Source organism: Lysinibacillus sp. UBA5994, assembly GCF_002429725.1.
GTDB lineage: Bacteria > Bacillota > Bacilli > Bacillales_A > Planococcaceae > Lysinibacillus > Lysinibacillus capsici.
The window spans coordinates 292304-310102 of record NZ_DJAU01000012.1; the positions used below are offsets into that span (position 1 = coordinate 292304).

The following is a 17799-nucleotide window of genomic DNA, read 5'->3' on the forward strand; positions in this document are numbered from 1 at the left end:
AGGTGCCATGTTAAACGAATTCGCTTAACACTACTTCTATTTATATGATAAGATTACTTTGTTTTATAGACCATCATCTTGAATATGCTGAAATTTACACATCGTAGCGAAGAATAGCTGTTATCCAGTCCTTTACTAATAGTTGCCATTGGAGCTGTGAACTGTCTAAGGGAAGAGAGAGACTTTGCAGCTCTTTAGGGAGCAAGTGTATTTTATGACGTATTATTTCATTGTCAGGTGATTCTGTATCAATAAATAAAAGATAGCGTCCGATTAAATCTTCCTTATACATTGATGGATAATCAAGGGTTTTTAATACACGTGTAGAAAATTCCACACCATTTATCCTTACTTCAAAATGTCCCCGCACATTAAATTCACAGTGAATATGTGTACCAGATAATCGACGTAGCGCTTGTAGGAAAGCAGCTAATGTTCTTTCACTAATGAAATAGGTTTTCCAATAGTATTGACTTTCTTCATGTTTACTTGAATTAGCATCATATGTATCATATCTTATTTCTAATGTTTCTTTGGCTTCGTCAGATTTTTTCCTAGTGAGGTAGTGCCGAGCAATTTTTTTAATGGTGTGATGATCTAAGTCACATCCATAGCTGAGAATAGTTACTTGTCTACGCTGTGCTTTGGCAAATAACCGCATTTCTAAATTTGCATCACTATTTAAATCCCAGCCATAGCGTGGGTTGTAATGAATACATGTACTTTTGTTCATTGCGACCTCCTTTTTGCCATGTCTACTAACATTATAAATAATTTTGTCTAATTTTCCCTATTTTTCTTTTAAAAATGAAACTTTTGGATTTTAAGTTTCGTATATACTGGAAAATACTTTTTTAGGAGGTAATTATGGCTAAATGGAGAGGCACAATCCTTCTTTGCACATTGCTATTAACAGCCTGTACAGCAGAAACCGTTCAACCTAAAGAACAAATACAGGAAGAGAAAAACGATGAAAATATTGTGGTCACAAAGGATGGCAAAATAACCTTTGAAATTAAGAATGAGATTGGTGTTCCACAAGAAAAAGTAGAGGCTATAAAGGATGAAATTGTGACAGTATACGACCACATAAAGAATTCTATACATACTTCCTACACGCCATCTGAGCATATCAACGTATGGTTTAAGGAAGACGGTCTATCCTGGGGGTTTGCATCGAAAATCGAACTAACTGGTGTTAATGAAGATATCTATCCACTAGTCCATGAAATGACCCATTCTTTACTTGGCTATGGCAACAATTTCGAATCAGATCATGGCTATTTTACACAAGAGGGTTTTGCGAGTTATATGGAGGATCAATATGGAAAAAATAAATTATACTTTGAAAAATACATGAAGCATTATTTGGATTCAGATAAGTTAATTCCTATTAGTAAGTTAATTGATCCAAATCAAGATGATGTCTATTTTCGCCCAGCACTTTCAAGTGAAGAACAGAATCGAGTCATGATGGAGATGAGCTATACGCATGCGGCATCATTTGTTACATATTTAATTGATACCTACGGACTCGAAAAGTTTGAACATATATATAACGAGAAAGAACTAGCGCAAAAATTAGAGGAAGTTTACGGAAAGAGTAGTAGTGAGTTAGAAAAAGAATGGTTAGCATTTATTCAACAACAACAAGGGTTTACTCATGAGGAAAAATTTAAATCAGGAAATTTTTATGAGATGAATACAATTCTTCTTCAAATAGACCCAAAATATTTTGCCAAGGAATAATATTTTTCTAAATATTTAAGTAAACCCAAGTGCTCTTTAATTGGAGCTCGTGGGTTTACTTGTGTATGAATTCGGATGAAACTGTCTATGTAATAAATGAACGCCCAGTAAAACGCACAGACCACCAATGATTCTTAATAATATATTTTTGAGAAATACAGTATCGTCAACCGTAATGACAATCAACATAGGGCCAACCATAATCAATGCGATGCCTAGCAATGCTTTAAATACTCGCAACATGTAAAATTCACCTCAAATTTACCATTTCAAATTTGATTATCGCACGATTATCTGAAAAGGAAAAGGGTCACTAGGCTGGTAAAGTGACCCTTGACCTTACAGACTCCTAAAGTCTGTAAAAGGGTTAGGTGCTAATTGGGATGATTAGTACAAGAAAGAAGCGCCAACAATAATTAAAAGAATGAATAGAACGACGATTAATACGAATGTTGAACCGTAATAGCCGCCACCGCCAGAGTCGCCGCCGTAATAGCAGCTGTTGTTCATGTTACCTACGTTTCCGTTGTATCCCACTGAAAATCCCTCCTTTCTACAACCTATAATATGTATGCTGGCAGAAAGGAGAAATGGTATTTACCCTATGGTTCTAAAAAATGATGAAAACATACTTGTAAATTATTTTTATAGAAGAAGGTTTTTCATTTACTTAATTTTTATTTTTTTACATAATTAGAGAGTGGTGTTTTAGGTTTGCAAGTAAAGTTAGAAAAGAAAGCGGGCGTTACATGTTAAGGGAAAAGCTAAAGCAAAAAATCATAAGTGATCTAACCCGATGTATGGCTTACTTAACAGAATTAGTGAAGTCAAATCGAATTTATGATGGGAAGTAGTGGCAATCATTATAGATAGTATAAAAAATGGACCTGATTAACCAACACACAGTGGGATGTTTTGTTAGATAAGGGTTTATTACCTGATCTTTATGTAGAATGTGATAGCTGTGAAGATACCATTCCTTGGTCCGAAATGTACCGTGCGATCTTCAGAGCGAGAGATCATTATTGTCCCTTTTGTAGATATTTAGCAAATAAAGAAAATACAAGGTTATTAGACGAGGATGGTAGAGACAATAATGAAATGGTTCATGATAACTGCCGAATGGCTATTGTTTTTATATGTGGTAATTTGTCTATTGAGCTTTAACATAATTCACCTTGGAAACCTTCTCTATGTGGATATGCCGCACGAAGAACCGATGATTGTGACAACATCTTTTGTTCAGACCTCAATGTTCATTATAGGAATAGGTGCTGTTTGTTTCTACTATATGAAATATTTAAGGGGTAGTAATGCTTATAAAAGGTCAAAGGCAGTGATCTGGGGAAGTCTATTTACCTGTCATGCATTGGCAAGCTGCTTTTATTTGTTCATGCGATATGGGCTGATATGGAATCAACATGAAGCAATGGAGCTTTTATTATCGACGATCATTAGTTTCGTCCTTACAATCCAGGCTGTGATGAAATATGTAGCAAGTAAATATTGAAAGAGTGAGATGCTAGGAAACTGGTATAGTAAAGCAACGTTTGACTTATTCAACAAACGGGCATTTAATTAAGTAAAACATAAACCAAAATTGGATAATTATGTTGAAATGAAGAAGAAATAAAATATACTAAAAAACGGAGCGGATAGTGAAAAAAGGACTTAGAATATCGATTTAATTAGACACAAAGATATGGGGGTCGTGTATGTTTATAGTTAGTCAAGTTATTTTATGGATTATTATATCAACTATTATTAATGCATATTTAATGACATTACCCATACCTGTTTTACAGAGAAGAGATTTTCCAGCTAACTATCTTATTCAACAAAACAATCGAATAGATTTTCAAAAGAATAACGAATGTGCAGCATTTTCAACAGCATATCTATTACGTCATTTTGGCATGGAAGATGATGGTGAAGGGTTATATACGCATTTTCCTAGTAAAACTAGGGTTGGTACTGTATATCCAAAGGGAATCCGAACGGTGTTAAGAAAAAAGGGTTTTAAAACAAAATATCATAAAGGAAATGTAAGTACATTAAAGTATGAAGTTAGTAAAGGAACTCCCGTGATTGTTTTTATTAAAACACAAAAGGATCGTAACTATCTGCATTTTGTCCCAGTAGTAGGCTATGACAAGGAATATATTTACCTTTCAGAATCAATAAAGAAACTGGTGAATTGTGATGATGTACACAATCGCTATAATCGAAAAGTTCCAATTAATGAATTTAAGAAACTATGGAATGTAAAGAGAATTCATATGCTTCTTTATAGCAATACTTACATAGCCGTAGACGCCACACAGTCTAGTTAATTGTTTTATCATTTAAAATGTTTACAATAACAAGAAACAGGAGTTGAACGTTATTTAACAATCGGGCGAGATTTTGCAATAAGAAAAAACACTCAAATTATCAAATAATATAAACTAACAACGCAATATTTTTTATGTGAACTAACTGGTGGAGACATTCAATATCAAGACTTAGATGAAGAAATTGCTTGGTAGGATAGCAATGAAATTTCAAAATTTATTCATGCATACCCGAAAGACTCAGAAGCTATTGAACAACTATTATCAAATTTATCTTAAAAAAATCTTCCACAATTGTGCGCATTTCTTTAAAAAGGAATGCGTCTTTTTTAATACGAAATAAACAAAAACTCCGCGTTATTTTTTAGTGTGTAAAGAATGGAAATCCATGATGTAGGAAATAATGTAGTTCTCGAATGCAAATTACAATTCAAAAGAAAGCAAATTATTGTGGAGGTAAAAATGACTGTTCTTGATTGTATCATTATAGGCGGAGGTCCTTCTGGGTTAAGTGCTGGCTTAACTTTAGGAAGAGCTAGGAGAAATATTGCATTAATGGATGATGGGACAAATAGGAATAGAGTGACACAGGCGTCACATGGATTTATTACGCGTGATGGAATAAAACCACAAGCATTTAAAGAAATAGCTTTAAAAGAGTTGGTGAATTACCCGTCCGTCTCCTATCTTAATGCGACAGTTACTGAAATTATAAAGGATATAGGTAATGAGCGATTTACTGTCAAAACATCTACGAGTCAGGAATTAGTTTCAGAAAAAATAATACTCGCCACCGGTGTTCAAGAAATATTTACTATACCAAGTATAAGAAAGTTTTATGGGAAAAGTCTATTTAGTTGTCCGTATTGTGATGGCTGGGAGCAAAAGGATAAGCCATTAGTGGTGATGGCAGAAAAAGAAGAGCATGTACTCCATTTGACTAAGTTGATTTATAATTGGTCACAGGATTTGGTTGTCTTAACGAATGGAGCTCACTTATCTAAAGAAGGTGAAATGGAGTTACAAAAACACAATATCAAAATAATATCAGAAAAGGTAAAAGACTTCATAGGTAATGATGGGTACTTGCAAAAAATAGAGTTTGAATCCGGAGCCACCATTATAAGGTCGGGTGGATTTGTGGCCCCCTCTTATTATCGCCCCAATCAGTTTGCTGAGAAGCTTGGCTGTGATATTGACGAAGATGGAAAAGTCATAACAGATGGTGTTGGTAGAACAACTCAAAAAAATGTATATATTGCAGGGGAAACCGAAAGATCTAAACCTTCCACTTTAATGATTTCAGCTGCCAAAGGTAATAAAGCTGCTGTTTCAGTAAATACTGATTTAACGATGGAACGCTTTTGATGACGCCAAAACACTTGGAATAGGATCTTAGCAATAACATATCAGCTAATGTATTCTCAAATATTGTGTTAGAGTTACTATAAGAAATGACGAAGAACGGATTTTGCTTGTAGAATCCGTTTTTGTTGTTCGTTTTACAAGGATAGGGTAACAACTAAAACCAATAAAAAAAGCTCGGGGGAAGAAAAACATGAAACAAGTGGGGACTCTATACTTTTTCTGTGGAAAAATGGGAGCGGGAAAATCAACAAAATCAAAACAATTGGCTAAAGAAAAAAATGCGGTACTTTTATCTGAGGATGAATGGCTTTCCTCTCTTTATCCCAATCAGATCACATCATTTGAGGACTATCTAAAATTATCAGCACAGCTCAAGCCGATGTTGAAAAAGCATGTCCAAAACATTTTAAGTGTTGGTACGCATGTAGTAATGGATTTTCCAGGTAACACTCAAAAACAGCGAAAGTGGTTTTTGGATATAGCTTCAGAGGTCAATGCAAACCATCAACTAATCTACCTTAATTTAAATAACCAGCAATGCTTGCGTCAAATTGCGCAAAGGCGTAACGAACAACCCGAAAGAGCAGCTTTTGACACGGAAGCGACGTTTATTGAAGTTACTAAATTTTTTGAAGCACCAGAAGCTTCCGAGGGTTTAAATATATGGGAGTTTAGTGGGAAAGAATAACACAGAGTTATAGCACCAGGAAAAATTAGCTTGACTAAACCGCCTATAGAATTGTCATATGTAATTTATGCGGTTTATGAAGAATTTTTAAAAATTATATTGACAAACTATTTTTTTTCTGTAAAATGAAAAACAATTCAAAAATATTTGTATAGAACAAAGGCTATGAAAAGAAGTAGTATCAATTATTTTTACGAACAGAAAGTTACCGGTCGATGAGAGGTACATGTAAAACGATTGAGAATTCATCTTGGAGCTGTGTACCGAAAGGATTTTTCTAAGTAGGCTACGCCGGTAAGCACCCGTAATCATGTGCGAGAGTATCGTCAAATGACCGTACTTCTTAAGGTAAGTAATGTGAATTGCTTATAAATTAAAGGTGGTAACACGAGTTGAATCGTCCTTTTGGTTAATCCAAAAGGGCGTTTTTTTTTATTCCTTTTTTGAGCAAGTATTTGAAAATTTAAACGTATGAGGAGTAAGCATTATGAAAGATAATCATCAAGATTCACAACTAAAGCGGGAATTAAGTACGCGTCACATGCAATTAATTGCACTAGGCGGGTCCATTGGGGTCGGTTTATTTTATGGCTCTAGTTCAACCATTCAAATGGCGGGACCATCTATTTTACTAGCTTATTTAATTGGCGGGTTAGTTATTTTCACCATTATGCGTGCATTAGGCGAAATGGCAGTAGCAGAACCTGTATCAGGCTCATTCAGTATGTACGCGAATAAATATTTAGGGCGCTTTGCTGGTTTTTTATCTGGTTGGACATATTGGTTCATGTGGATTGTCGTGGGCATGGCAGAACTAACAGTAGTCGGTGTATATATTAACTACTGGTTTCCAGATATTCCACAATGGGTAACTGCTCTTGTCGTCCTTGTTATGATGACGCTTGTAAATTTAGCAAATGTAAAAGCATACGGAGAATTCGAATTCTGGTTTGCGATGATTAAAGTTGTGGCAATTATCGGGATGATCGTTCTAGGATTAGCCATTATTTTCTTCGGTGTCGGCAACCACGGTGAAGCAATTGGCTTTGATAATTTATGGGCACATGGTGGCTTCATGCCAAACGGTTTCCATGGTATTTTAATGTCACTCGTATTAGTTATGTTCTCATTCGGTGGGGTTGAATTAGTGGGTATTTCTGCAGGAGAAGCAAAAAATCCTAGCAAGTCCATTCCATCAGCGATTAACAACATCGTTTGGCGTATTTTAATTTTCTACATTGGGGCGCTAGGCGTTATGATGGTTATTTATCCTTGGAACGAAGTTGGCTCAGAAGGTAGCCCATTCGTTCAAATTTTCGATTACGTCGGTATCCCTGCTGCGGCTCACATTATTAACTTTGTCGTCATTACAGCTGCAATGTCTGCCTTTAATAGTGGCTTATATGGTTCAGGACGTATGCTACACAACTTATCGGTACAAAAAAATGGTCCAGAATATTTTAAAACAGTAAGCAAAAACGGTAGTCCGAGTCGAGGGATATTATTTTCGTCAGCTGTGTTATTAATCGCGGTTGTCTTAAACTATGTAGTACCTGAAAAAGTGTTCATCTATATTTCTGCAGTTGCGACGGTTGCAGTTATTACAAGCTGGATGATTATTTTATTAGCACAGTTGAAATTTAGGAAGTCAAAAACGAAAGAGGAAGGAGCCAAACTGAAATTCAAAATTCCGCTTTATCCACTTTCTACCTATATTGCTATTGTATTTTTATTAATGGTGATTGTGTTAATGGCGTTTATTCCAGATATGCGTGTTGCCCTATATGTGGCACCAGTTTGGTTTTTCATCTTATATATTGGCTACAAAGTAATACATGTTAAAAAGTAGTTACATCTTTTTATACTGATACTTCTACTGCGCAAATTGTTAAAAAATCATTTTGGTATACTCGATTCATTACGTTTATCTAAGGTTTAATAATTCTTAGCCATTAGTAAAGAATGTGATGAGTGCCTTCCTTTATGAATAGGTTCATAATAAAATTGATCTGTATTTAGACAAAAAAGGAGATTCATGATGGAAGTAATATATTTGGCTGGTGGATGTTTATGGGGCGTACAAGCTTTTATAAAAACACTACCAGGAGTTACGTTTACAGAAGCAGGAAGAGCGAATGGAACAAGTCGTACGCTTGAGGGCGATTATGATGGATACGCTGAATGTGTAAAAACAGGGTTTGATCCAACAGTTGTAACCATTCGAGATTTAATGGGCTATTTATTCGAAATCATTGATCCTTACAGTTTGAATAGACAAGGACAGGATGTTGGCGAAAAATATAGAACAGGCGTATATAGTGAAAATCCTGAGCATTTAAAAGAGGCGAAGGCATTTCTTAGAGAGCGAAATGATTACGAGTTTATAATGGTTGAAGTGTTGCCCCTTACAAACTATGTCAGAAGTGCAGAGGAACATCAAGATAGATTAACCAGATGTCCAAATGATTATTGTCATATTCCCGCAGAAATTTTAAATAAATATAAATAACGGAATTTACGAGACCTTTCTATGTTATTAGTGCGTCATTTGGATTATCAGGTTATGTATTTGCTAAAATGCAGAAAATTAGAAGGAAATGATAAGTGCGTAAGAAGGGCTAGTGCGGTGTAGCTAAACCCGTTCTATGTAGGCTTGTTCCAAACGGAATTATTCAAGTAAAATGAGAGAGACAGCTATTTGTAAACATTATACCTAAAAATGATAGTTAGAATAAGGAAGATAGTGTATTGGTATATAGTATTGAACAATGTATTATCAAATCAATACATCACTATTATTTTTTAAAGATAAAGCCTGTATCTTCAATTACCAAGTAATTATGGATACAGGCTTTTTTTGTGGCCTTTTAATAAAGATTGATAATAATTAAGTTCGATTAGTTATAATAAATTTTTGATGAAAAAACTGTATGAAATAAGCAGGAACTAAAAATTATTTGGAGAAATTTAAAAGTATAGTTCAAATTAATGAAGAGGATTGTTATATAATGGAGGACGGTAATTATGAACATTTATAATACAGTTCCATATTTTTTATTAAACTACAAGCCTTCGGAGCGGTTCTTAAAAAACTACCATGAAAAGTTCTCCCAACACTTCAAGGAATATTTTCTGTATCATTGTAAAAATGCAGATGAGAAGATTAAAAACGCAATTCAAAAATATCCTTCCAAAATGAGTGAGATAAAGGAATCGAGTGGAAAAATCGAAAGTCTAATTCAACAAGTTGTGTTAACTTACAGACAAAAATATAATGTCGAGTTCACTAAAGATGTACATATTATTGTTGGAGCATATGGGTCAAATGCATTTACACATCGTCAAATTATTCCTGAAGTGACTTTTTGTTTAGAAAAGCTCTCTTCTAATGATAAGCATTTAAAAGTAATTATTGCTCATGAATTTGGTCATACGCTTCATAATATTTTATCAGATCAGGAGGGTATGGATTGGTCTAAAGTTCAGTGGTTTCATCCCTTTACAGCGCTATTTCAGGAAGGTTGTGCAACGTATTTTTCAGAACAAGTTGCTGATGCTGATAAATCGGTCTATTTTTTATACGATGATACTGGAGAAGAATGGTTAAGATTTGCAGAAGATAACAAAAAAGATATTATCACTAGTTTTTTGGGAGATATGAACAAACGTACACTACCTGAAATTATCCATGAATGGTTTTCAATTAATGGAGGTTCCAACTTTGGTTTCACACGTTTAGGGTATTTTATTGGATACAATGTGATTCAAATCTTAATTGAAAAGTATCAAGAGAAAGAGGCTGTTACACTTTGGAAAGAATCTACCTTCAATAAAGAAATAGAGAATGTGCTTTTAGAACTTACTTAAAATGATTTAATTAGAGTTAAGTTATTTGACATTCGGGCCCGATTGTCGAGTAACAGAGGATGAAAATGAACAAGCTTTTTATAAAAACAAACTTAAAACTGCTAAAGAAGAGTCCATTTTGAACAATCTCTTTCAAAATGGATTCTTCTTATTTATCTTAAAACAAGTATTTACGAGAGGTGTTGCTCGAACTTATTTCAACTTGCTTCTCTGAGTAGGAAATAATATATCTTTATCTCTCATCGCATTTGTAAACATGACATTACGATACACAACCAGATTCTCTTTAATCCTTCCACTAGCTTTAAGCCAAAGAAATAAAGAACTTACCCTATCTATGATGGCATTGACAGTAGAAACTTTAAGGTCATCTTTAACATATTCGTAATCTAACCTCTCCTCATTTCCATGAAATCTATATGGGTTCTTGAGCCACAATTTGAAGTTAGTAAGAACATCAGGTTTACCGTCTAAATCCAAAATATCCAACCCTTTTTTCTTCAAATACACAATGAAATACCATAAGTTGTAGCAGTATGTTCTTATCGTATTAGGAGAATACTTCTCGTTCAGCTCTTGCTTGTATCATATCAAGATATTCTTTTACCAATGATTTAAAATCCAAGGATGCTACTCCCTTGCAGTATAGATTTCCAATAAAAAACTTACCGTTCATTTTGTTCAAGAGGTTTATCTGGTCCAATGTTGAGGTTAGGCTGTTTTAACAGGTTTTTTGATGAGTAATTGAATTTGGCTAAAGTTAACTATTGAAAGTTGCTATATCGTAAATGTAGCAGCAACTTCATTAGAGCGTGAATTGCAGAAAAATTAAAGTTTCCATTTTCAATCCCTTTGATGAAATATGGTAAAATGGACAAAAGCATTGGGTTTGGAGGGATGATATTGGCAGAAAAAAGGTTAAAAGTTTGTGAAAAAGGACATCCATTTTACAAAAGCACAGATTGTCCAAGCTGCCCTACCTGTGATCAGGAAAATAAACCTAGCAGTGGCTTCCTTTCCAAATTGAGTTCACCTGCAAGAAATGCATTAGTACACGCAGGTATTGATACGTTGGAAAAACTATCTATGTATACGGAAAAGGATATCTTAAAATTGCATGGTGTTGGACCAGCCTCCTTACCAATTATGAGATCATCATTGAAAGAAGAAGGCTTGTCATTTAAATAAGTGAGGGGGAATACAACAATGTCAACGAAAGAATTATCACAAGAGCAAACCGAGGAACTAATCAATACTTTGCAAGTTCGCTTCGAGAAAAATACATCTCGTCATGAAGGGCTTGATTGGGCAAATGTCCAAGCTAGGCTAGAGGTTAATAGGGAGAAACTATGGTCGCTCCACGAAATGGAGGCAACAGGCGGTGAACCAGATGTAGTAGGCTATGATGCAAACACGGACGAGTTCATTTTTTATGATTGTTCTGCGGAAAGTCCTAAAGGTCGCAGAAGTTTATGTTATGACCGTGAAGCATGGGAATCTAGAAAAAATCACAAGCCTGAAAATACGGCTATGGATGTTGCCAAGGAAATGGGCATTGAGCTGTTAACAGAGGAGCAATATCGCCAACTACAGGAGCTTGGCAAGTTCGATTTAAAAACATCAAGCTGGGTACAAACACCTGACAACATTCGCAAACTAGGCGGTGCCATCTTCTGCGACCGTCGCTATGACATGGTCTTTATGTACCACAATGGGGCAGAATCCTACTACGCAGCAAGAGGCTTCCGTGGATCGTTAAGAGTTTAATTTTAAATTTTATCTTATTTTAGAGTTTAGTATCGTTTAATTAAATTTAAAACTATACTTCATAATTGATTTTTTAGGCGCTACTCAAATTGAGTAGCGTTTTTCAAGTTTATTCTATTATGGAACAGGCTATTTTATAACTTTAGTCATGTAAATATTTTATATTAATGTATATATTTATGTAGAAATATTTCTAAATATAGGTATAATTTAATTTATTAGGAAATATTTTCAGAAGTTACTTTAGGAGGTTGTTAGATGGTCTTTAAATTAGTATTAAACTATATCTTTAAAGCTGAAACCGAGGAAGAAAAATTAAAAGCTTCAGTAATTTATGGTTGGTCATTAATTATTATTGCACTATTATCTATTTTTCTAGTAGATATTGCTACAAAATTTGGTAATAATTCTATCGTTGAATTCTTTGCTGTAATATTTTTAATTGTAACGATACTATTTATGACTAGATATAATTCTGTAAAACCATTGCTCGGTGCTGCATCTGCAGGTATAAGTATTGTTGCATTTACTGCCGTATTAGAATCCATATTTTCGAGACGAAACGATGGATCCGCTACAATGGGTGCAATTTTTGGAGTAATATTAGTGTTAGGTTTAATAATTACTAAAAATTGTATAATGTCATTATACTATTTATCTCGTGAAACCTATAGATTCTATAATTATAAGGTAAAAAGTATAAGCTTAGAAAAAACTGTTTAATACATAGGGATACAAAGCCACATTTTCAGATGAATGTGGCTTTACATTAAGTAAGAGCTGGTTTTTTGATGAACTAAGCAGGAGGTGGAAAGTTATGTTAAATTGTTTAAAAATTATTTTTTCCATCACAGGCATATCTCTCGCAACTTACGGATTAATCACACGAGATTTCCAATTGAATTACCTCATGATATTGTTCTTAGGCTTTTTCATGTTCACTTTAGGTATTCAAGAATTTCAAAAACAGCGAACAGTTTATGGTTGGTTCCTAATGGGGGTATCTATATTTTCAATCTATGTGTCCGTTCAGAGCTTTGTCTTGATTTAAAGGAAGCAACCACTGTTAATTTTCGTAATACCATACATCAATCAAGTCCTTCCAGCCATTTTCATCAATCACTTTCAACTTATATAATAGCCCTATATTTGTATGGGATTCAGTTAAAATTTGCATGGCGTTTCTTTATTCTGTCGATATCATCAGCATGTTCAATAGTCCGTCTCTTTATCTCACGATTTGCCACTTGTCCCATCACAATTACTTTTTGAATTTCATCAGGAAATTCAAACGTTTTTTCCTCCGTTTTAACCGTTTCATTTACACTCTACAAGAATTAACAAAATGAATAATAAGAATATGACTTAATGCTAATCATTTGATGGGGCAGACCGCTCGTCGCTCATACTAAAGGTTTTTATGCTATAATTTACATAAATTACATAATGAGGTGGTAAGATGGAGAATGAAAAATTAGTGTGCAAGGCTTGTGGTCGAGATAAATTTACAACTGGACAGGTGGGAGGTACTACAAGCCAGGGCAATATAAGACCTATTGGCGCAATCATGGCGGTAGGGTCACCACTCCAAATGACTTTTTGTAAAAACTGCGGGGAAGTCGCTTCATTTAAAGTGGTAAAACCACAGAATTTTAAATAATCGTTGAAAGGGTCACTGATAAGAAAGTGATCCTTTTTATATAGTGGACGTTTAAAAGGGATAAGGATTTAAAAGCATACATGATGTTCGACTTTGGTTAATTGAATACCATGATATGAAACCTGTCTTACAAGACAAAACACCCTTTAATAGGTTTAAAGGGTGTTTAAAAACTAGATAGAGTTTCGATAAGCTCTCAAAGTTGAATGTAAGTTTGAATTCGAACTTGTGATTGATTTTTTATAGTTATACATACCTAATGGGCTTAAATGATTAGAACTAGATCCTAATAACCCTTGCTTTACAGCGCTTTTTAACGTATCAATTTGATTGCTAGATAGTTTAGAAGTTTTACTTTCTTCAAGAATTTTATTTACATTATTTATTTTTTCTTGATCCTCTTTTGATGTAGCTTTAACTTCCTTGTTCATTTGTCGCGTCAACCCATAATACTTAGACGAGGATCTACGTGACATTAAATATTGCATATTAGAAAATTTTGTCGTCATCATGATAAATTGTCACCTTCCCATTCACATTTTTAGTTCCATAGTTGTTATCGTACTGAACTTGAAAAGATTTAGTATATTTACTTTTTTTAGTAATTGATTTTCAGGCTTTATTAACTAGGTTGTGGGGAAGAACAGTGATTGTTAGATTTAGAGTAAAGGTAATAATCAGATCAGATGATGGCACCTTTAAGCCTTGAGAAAATAAGTGGCGTGATTTGTTTTTTATTTATAAATTACGCCAAAATATACATAATAAACGCCAAAAAAATGGCGTTGATTGAGTATTGATTTAGAAAAGTTAAGAATGTTAGGATAAAATTACCTCGAGGGATATTTACTATAGTAATTCAATAACTATTACTAAATAGATTACAATAGGAGTTTATTTCATGAGAAAATATAAATTAATGACTATTTTAATGATCACAATGACGTTACTTTTTTCAGGGGTCTCTAGTTCGTATGCAATTAGTACTGTTGAAAGTATGAATCAAGAACAAAAATTAGAAAATGATTTAGCAGAAGCACTTGAATTGATTTTTGACAAAGCAGTTTTAAAAAATAATAAAGAAGTTATTGTAGGTTATGATAGAGAAATAATAGAGACAGAATTAAAAGGTAATTCTATGAAAGAGGCGATCATTGAGGGATTAGAAGTAGAAAACCTACTAATTTCTTCTGAAGACGTTAATATAATATCTGAACCACAAATTACACTATTTGCAGTAGCTTGTGAATGGCATGGTAAAAGAGAAACAATGGAATTTAGAGCAGCAGAAAATGAATGTATTAAAGAAGGTTTATCGAGTTATTTTGGTATTGCTACATCATTAACGATTATTGTTGATGCAATTAGAGCATCTAATTTCAAACAAGCTGCAAAATTAATTTTAAAAGAGTTTCCTAAAAAAGTTGCAGGTGCAACACTTCCAGGTTTAGTAATAAATCTTAGTGTTATCTCAGTAAGCTGTTCTACTAAGATGAACAAACTATTCCCAGGAAGTTCTAATTGTGAATAAGGAAAAATAAAATATGAAATTAATCAGGAACTTTCTAATTTATTTTATAGTCGGTGCGATAATTATAAACATTTCTAAGTTTATTTATAATAAAGAGGACTACTATTTTGATAGTAAAGAGACGATAATGTACGGTATTATCACTATGGTTGTATTTCTAATAATGGATTATGTAAGGAATATAAGAAAGTCCAAAAGTAAATAATTTTGTGATAAACCCAGGTATTCAATAATTTTGAGCCTGGGCTTTTTCCTTTTGTATTATTGGTATATTTAGTAATTAAATATTATATGAATACATACTAGAAGCGATGAAACATAATGAAAGCTTTGATTGTTCAAATTGTGCAATCATAAAAAAGTCACACCCCCCGAAAATCCACGAAATCAGGCAAAAAGCATGTCTTTGTACATTCACACAAAACCTTGCTATAATAAGGTTTGCGAATACATAGGAAAGAGGGTAAAAGCATGAACGCTTATGATGAATATATGAAGCAGGTTGTGAAGCCGATGCGTGAGGAGCTTGTGGAGGCTGGTTTTACGGAGCTGACGACTGCGGATGCGGTGAATGAATTTATGGCGGTGACGAAGGGAACATCGTTAGTGGTGATTAACTCGGTTTGTGGTTGTGCGGCAGGGCTTGCTCGTCCAGCGGCGCGTGAGGCAATAGCAGCGGTGAAGCCAGATCATCTTGTGACGGTGTTTGCGGGGCAGGATCCGGAAGCGACTGCAGCGATGCGTGGTTATTTTGAGGATGTGCCACCTAGCTCACCATCAATGGCGATTTTAAAGGATGGGGAGTTGGCTTACTTTATCCCACGTGAACAAATTGAGGGATTCCCTGTGGAGCAGATTGTCTCTCATTTAACTGGCGTGTTAGAGCAAACATGCGAGAACTAAAAACGATTGTGACGACAGCGGGCAGACCAGACGATGTATCGATGGCGCTCGCTGCTTTTGCGTGTCAAGAATTAGGTGCTGCGTTTGAGCCACGGAACAAGCGCTCTGTTCGCAAAATTTCGCAGGAGTTGCAGGCACATGTGATGGTCGCTGGGAAGAATCGCTTTGAGTATTATGCCTATGGGGCGCAGGAGCCGTTTTTCTTTCACCCCAATTCTGCGGCGTTTCGATTAAAGCGTGTGGCCCGTGGTGAGGCAGAGCCTTTTTTGGGAGCGGCACAGCTTCAACTGGGGGATTCGGTGTTGGATTGTACGTTAGGTTTAGCGGCAGATGCCATGTTAGCGGCTTATACAGTGGGTGAAGCAGGTCGTGTTGTGGGACTGGAAGCAAATCCAAATGTAGCGTTTATTGTTAGACAGGGGATGCAAGCCTATGATACATCCGAGCTACCGTTAACTGCCTGTATGCGACGCATCGAGGTAATACAGTCTGAGGCTGTTCGCTATTTAAAAACCCTACCAGACAACGCATTTGATGTGGTTTATATGGACCCAATGTTTGAGAAGGTTATAGAAGAGGCCAATAATTTTCAGGCATTACGGCTAGCAGGGGAGCATGTCACATTAACCGATGAATGGGTTTATGAAGCCAAGCGTGTAGCGAAAAAGCGTGTGGTGTTAAAGGCACATTTTCGCTCAGAGTGGTTTGCGACCTATGACTTTCAGCAGCATGAACGGATAACTGCAAAATTTCATTATGGTGTGTTAGAGGTATAGAGGCTTGTTCTTGAGACAAGCCTTTTTTTAGTATATGGTAATAAAAGAGGAGGGTGGAATAATATGGTGAACAATGATAAACGAACTCCCTTTGAGCTAGACTTGCTGGCGAATGCACAGTCGTTGATCTGCACGAAACCTCCTATTCCATGGGCGTATGAAACGAGCATTGCTGCCAATGGTGTTTTGGCTTGCGGTTGGGATCATGAGGAAAACATCGTGTTAATTAGTGGCTCTGGCTATAGTGTCACTGAGCCTATAACAGGTCGTCGTCTTCATCGAGAACGAGATATGGATGAAACCTACGACAGAATGAGTGATGACCGTTTAACGTTTCAATTGCCTCAGGGGACAATATCTATTTTCGGCTTTGAAGCTGGAGATGGGATTCATATGACAGCAGATGGCTGGCAGGTTGAAGTTATTTATCCTTGGTGGCCACGTGCAACAGTAGTACTCGATTATCTTTATAGAACTAATTATACTTATTTAAAAAATGCGACAGCTATTGATTTACAGCGATTGGATGGCATGATTAAATGTGGATTTTCGCCATCTGGCAAGCATTTAATAATAATGGGCTCAGGCGGTGCATTGATTTATTCGAGAAAGGGGTGAGGTCATGGATGATGAACAGAATGGCTATGTTTCCATATGGGCTGGTAATTTTACAAGCGAAGAACAGTTACATACATATCTTGCCACTGTCTATCAGGGAGAAGATGAAACGGACGAAGCCTTTTCACAAAAGTTAGCAAAGCTTTTTTTACCAGAAAATCAGCACCGTACTTGTGAGGAAGAGTTTAAAGCACTTTATGATGAGTTCTACAATCAATTTGAATACGATTTCGGCTTAACCTTCGACGAGGATTTTTGTGAAGCGCTATGTTACGAAGCAGCTTCAAACCAACTTAAGCAACTACTTTGTGATGAATTTTCCTATTCGCAGCAATTTAAACATCAAGTGCTAGCCAAAATGAGGAATGAACTACAGAAAGCTTATAATGCAATAATTTTACTATATGACATGAAATATGAGGGTCACATTCAATCTGTAAGCCATGAAGCGTTTCATATCGATTTTGTATGCTCTATTAAATTGCAGGAAATGTGATGAAAGGAGGTTTTGATGATGTTACCAGCAAAAATTCCTCGTT

General features: G+C 35.2%; 23 protein-coding genes and 1 other annotated feature. Of the genes, 18 read left to right on the forward strand and 5 right to left on the reverse strand.

What is annotated here, in order from left to right:
• Window positions 1-94: 94 nt before the first annotated feature.
• Window positions 95-733, reverse strand: a complete 639-nt coding sequence (locus B3D98_RS04080; RefSeq protein WP_288580827.1) for a hypothetical protein — start codon at window positions 731-733, stop codon at window positions 95-97.
• Between the two features lie 134 nt (window positions 734-867).
• On the opposite strand from B3D98_RS04080, the gene B3D98_RS04085 reads away from it, so the two are divergent.
• Window positions 868-1749 carry a hypothetical protein gene (locus B3D98_RS04085; RefSeq protein WP_288580830.1) on the forward strand — a complete coding sequence of 294 codons (882 nt, stop codon included), beginning with the start codon at window positions 868-870 and terminating at the stop codon, window positions 1747-1749.
• A 36-nt stretch (window positions 1750-1785) separates the two neighbouring features.
• Here B3D98_RS04085 and B3D98_RS04090 read toward each other — a convergent pair whose 3' ends face one another.
• Together B3D98_RS04090 and B3D98_RS04095 are read right to left on the reverse strand one after the other, a co-directional pair.
• A complete protein-coding gene (locus tag B3D98_RS04090; protein WP_269898574.1) occupies window positions 1786-1992 on the reverse strand; it encodes a hypothetical protein in 207 nt (68 codons plus the stop codon).
• Between the two features lie 144 nt (window positions 1993-2136).
• Window positions 2137-2259, reverse strand: a complete 123-nt coding sequence (locus tag B3D98_RS04095; RefSeq protein WP_081010967.1) for a YjcZ family sporulation protein — start codon at window positions 2257-2259, stop codon at window positions 2137-2139.
• 586 nt (window positions 2260-2845) lie between these two features.
• Between B3D98_RS04095 and B3D98_RS04100 the strand changes: the two genes are divergently transcribed.
• From B3D98_RS04100 to B3D98_RS04130, 7 genes are all read left to right on the forward strand, one after another.
• Window positions 2846-3259, forward strand: coding sequence for a hypothetical protein (locus B3D98_RS04100; protein WP_288580834.1), 414 nt, complete (start codon window positions 2846-2848; stop codon window positions 3257-3259).
• A gap of 205 nt (window positions 3260-3464) precedes the next feature.
• Window positions 3465-4082 (forward strand): cysteine peptidase family C39 domain-containing protein, encoded by a 618-nt coding sequence (locus B3D98_RS04105; RefSeq protein ID WP_066037844.1) that lies wholly within the window; start codon window positions 3465-3467, stop codon window positions 4080-4082.
• 462 nt (window positions 4083-4544) lie between these two features.
• Window positions 4545-5450, forward strand: a complete 906-nt coding sequence (locus tag B3D98_RS04110; protein WP_281216533.1) for an NAD(P)/FAD-dependent oxidoreductase — start codon at window positions 4545-4547, stop codon at window positions 5448-5450.
• Between the two features lie 190 nt (window positions 5451-5640).
• A complete protein-coding gene (locus tag B3D98_RS04115) occupies window positions 5641-6138 on the forward strand; it encodes an AAA family ATPase (protein ID WP_288580841.1) in 498 nt (165 codons plus the stop codon).
• Window positions 6139-6294: 156 nt separating this feature from the next.
• Window positions 6295-6546: a binding site (T-box leader), on the forward strand.
• A gap of 79 nt (window positions 6547-6625) precedes the next feature.
• A complete protein-coding gene (locus tag B3D98_RS04120; protein ID WP_288580844.1) occupies window positions 6626-7987 on the forward strand; it encodes an amino acid permease in 1362 nt (453 codons plus the stop codon).
• 189 nt (window positions 7988-8176) lie between these two features.
• Window positions 8177-8647, forward strand: coding sequence for a peptide-methionine (S)-S-oxide reductase (locus B3D98_RS04125; RefSeq protein WP_257961122.1), 471 nt, complete (start codon window positions 8177-8179; stop codon window positions 8645-8647).
• Window positions 8648-9162: 515 nt separating this feature from the next.
• The gene (locus tag B3D98_RS04130; protein WP_288580849.1) at window positions 9163-10005 is read left to right on the forward strand and encodes a DUF5700 domain-containing putative Zn-dependent protease; all 843 of its coding nucleotides are present in this window, start codon (window positions 9163-9165) and stop codon (window positions 10003-10005) included.
• 192 nt (window positions 10006-10197) lie between these two features.
• Here B3D98_RS04130 and B3D98_RS04135 read toward each other — a convergent pair whose 3' ends face one another.
• Window positions 10198-10485 (reverse strand): hypothetical protein, encoded by a 288-nt coding sequence (locus B3D98_RS04135; protein WP_288580851.1) that lies wholly within the window; start codon window positions 10483-10485, stop codon window positions 10198-10200.
• Between the two features lie 420 nt (window positions 10486-10905).
• On the opposite strand from B3D98_RS04135, the gene B3D98_RS04140 reads away from it, so the two are divergent.
• From B3D98_RS04140 to B3D98_RS04160, 5 genes are all read left to right on the forward strand, one after another.
• Window positions 10906-11193, forward strand: coding sequence for an RNA polymerase alpha subunit C-terminal domain-containing protein (locus B3D98_RS04140; RefSeq protein ID WP_054549422.1), 288 nt, complete (start codon window positions 10906-10908; stop codon window positions 11191-11193).
• Between the two features lie 18 nt (window positions 11194-11211).
• On the forward strand, window positions 11212-11772 hold the full coding sequence (locus tag B3D98_RS04145) for a DUF4256 domain-containing protein (RefSeq protein ID WP_288580854.1): 561 nt from the start codon (window positions 11212-11214) through the stop codon (window positions 11770-11772).
• Between the two features lie 258 nt (window positions 11773-12030).
• Window positions 12031-12495: a hypothetical protein gene (locus B3D98_RS04150; protein ID WP_288580857.1), complete on the forward strand. Its 465-nt coding sequence runs from the start codon at window positions 12031-12033 to the stop codon at window positions 12493-12495.
• 94 nt (window positions 12496-12589) lie between these two features.
• A complete protein-coding gene (locus tag B3D98_RS04155) occupies window positions 12590-12823 on the forward strand; it encodes a DUF3953 domain-containing protein (RefSeq protein ID WP_288580859.1) in 234 nt (77 codons plus the stop codon).
• A 408-nt stretch (window positions 12824-13231) separates the two neighbouring features.
• Entirely contained in the window at window positions 13232-13432 is a 201-nt protein-coding gene (locus B3D98_RS04160) for a hypothetical protein (protein WP_004228479.1), read from the forward strand.
• Window positions 13433-13605: 173 nt separating this feature from the next.
• On the opposite strand, the gene B3D98_RS04165 is transcribed toward B3D98_RS04160, so the two are convergent.
• The gene (locus B3D98_RS04165) at window positions 13606-13863 is read right to left on the reverse strand and encodes a hypothetical protein (RefSeq protein WP_288580862.1); all 258 of its coding nucleotides are present in this window, start codon (window positions 13861-13863) and stop codon (window positions 13606-13608) included.
• A gap of 470 nt (window positions 13864-14333) precedes the next feature.
• Between B3D98_RS04165 and B3D98_RS04170 the strand changes: the two genes are divergently transcribed.
• The 5 genes from B3D98_RS04170 (at window position 14334) to B3D98_RS04190 (ending at window position 17756) form a co-directional block, all read left to right on the forward strand.
• Entirely contained in the window at window positions 14334-14963 is a 630-nt protein-coding gene (locus B3D98_RS04170) for a hypothetical protein (protein WP_288580865.1), read from the forward strand.
• A gap of 471 nt (window positions 14964-15434) precedes the next feature.
• Window positions 15435-15866, forward strand: coding sequence for a BrxA/BrxB family bacilliredoxin (locus B3D98_RS04175; protein ID WP_288580868.1), 432 nt, complete (start codon window positions 15435-15437; stop codon window positions 15864-15866).
• The gene (locus B3D98_RS04180) at window positions 15854-16642 is read left to right on the forward strand and encodes a class I SAM-dependent methyltransferase (RefSeq protein ID WP_269898560.1); all 789 of its coding nucleotides are present in this window, start codon (window positions 15854-15856) and stop codon (window positions 16640-16642) included. Before B3D98_RS04175 ends, B3D98_RS04180 begins: the two co-directional genes overlap by 13 nt.
• 63 nt (window positions 16643-16705) lie before the next feature.
• Window positions 16706-17260, forward strand: a complete 555-nt coding sequence (locus B3D98_RS04185; protein ID WP_288580873.1) for a hypothetical protein — start codon at window positions 16706-16708, stop codon at window positions 17258-17260.
• Window positions 17261-17264: 4 nt separating this feature from the next.
• Window positions 17265-17756, forward strand: a complete 492-nt coding sequence (locus tag B3D98_RS04190; RefSeq protein ID WP_066037864.1) for an immunity 22 family protein — start codon at window positions 17265-17267, stop codon at window positions 17754-17756.
• Window positions 17757-17799 lie beyond the last annotated feature (43 nt).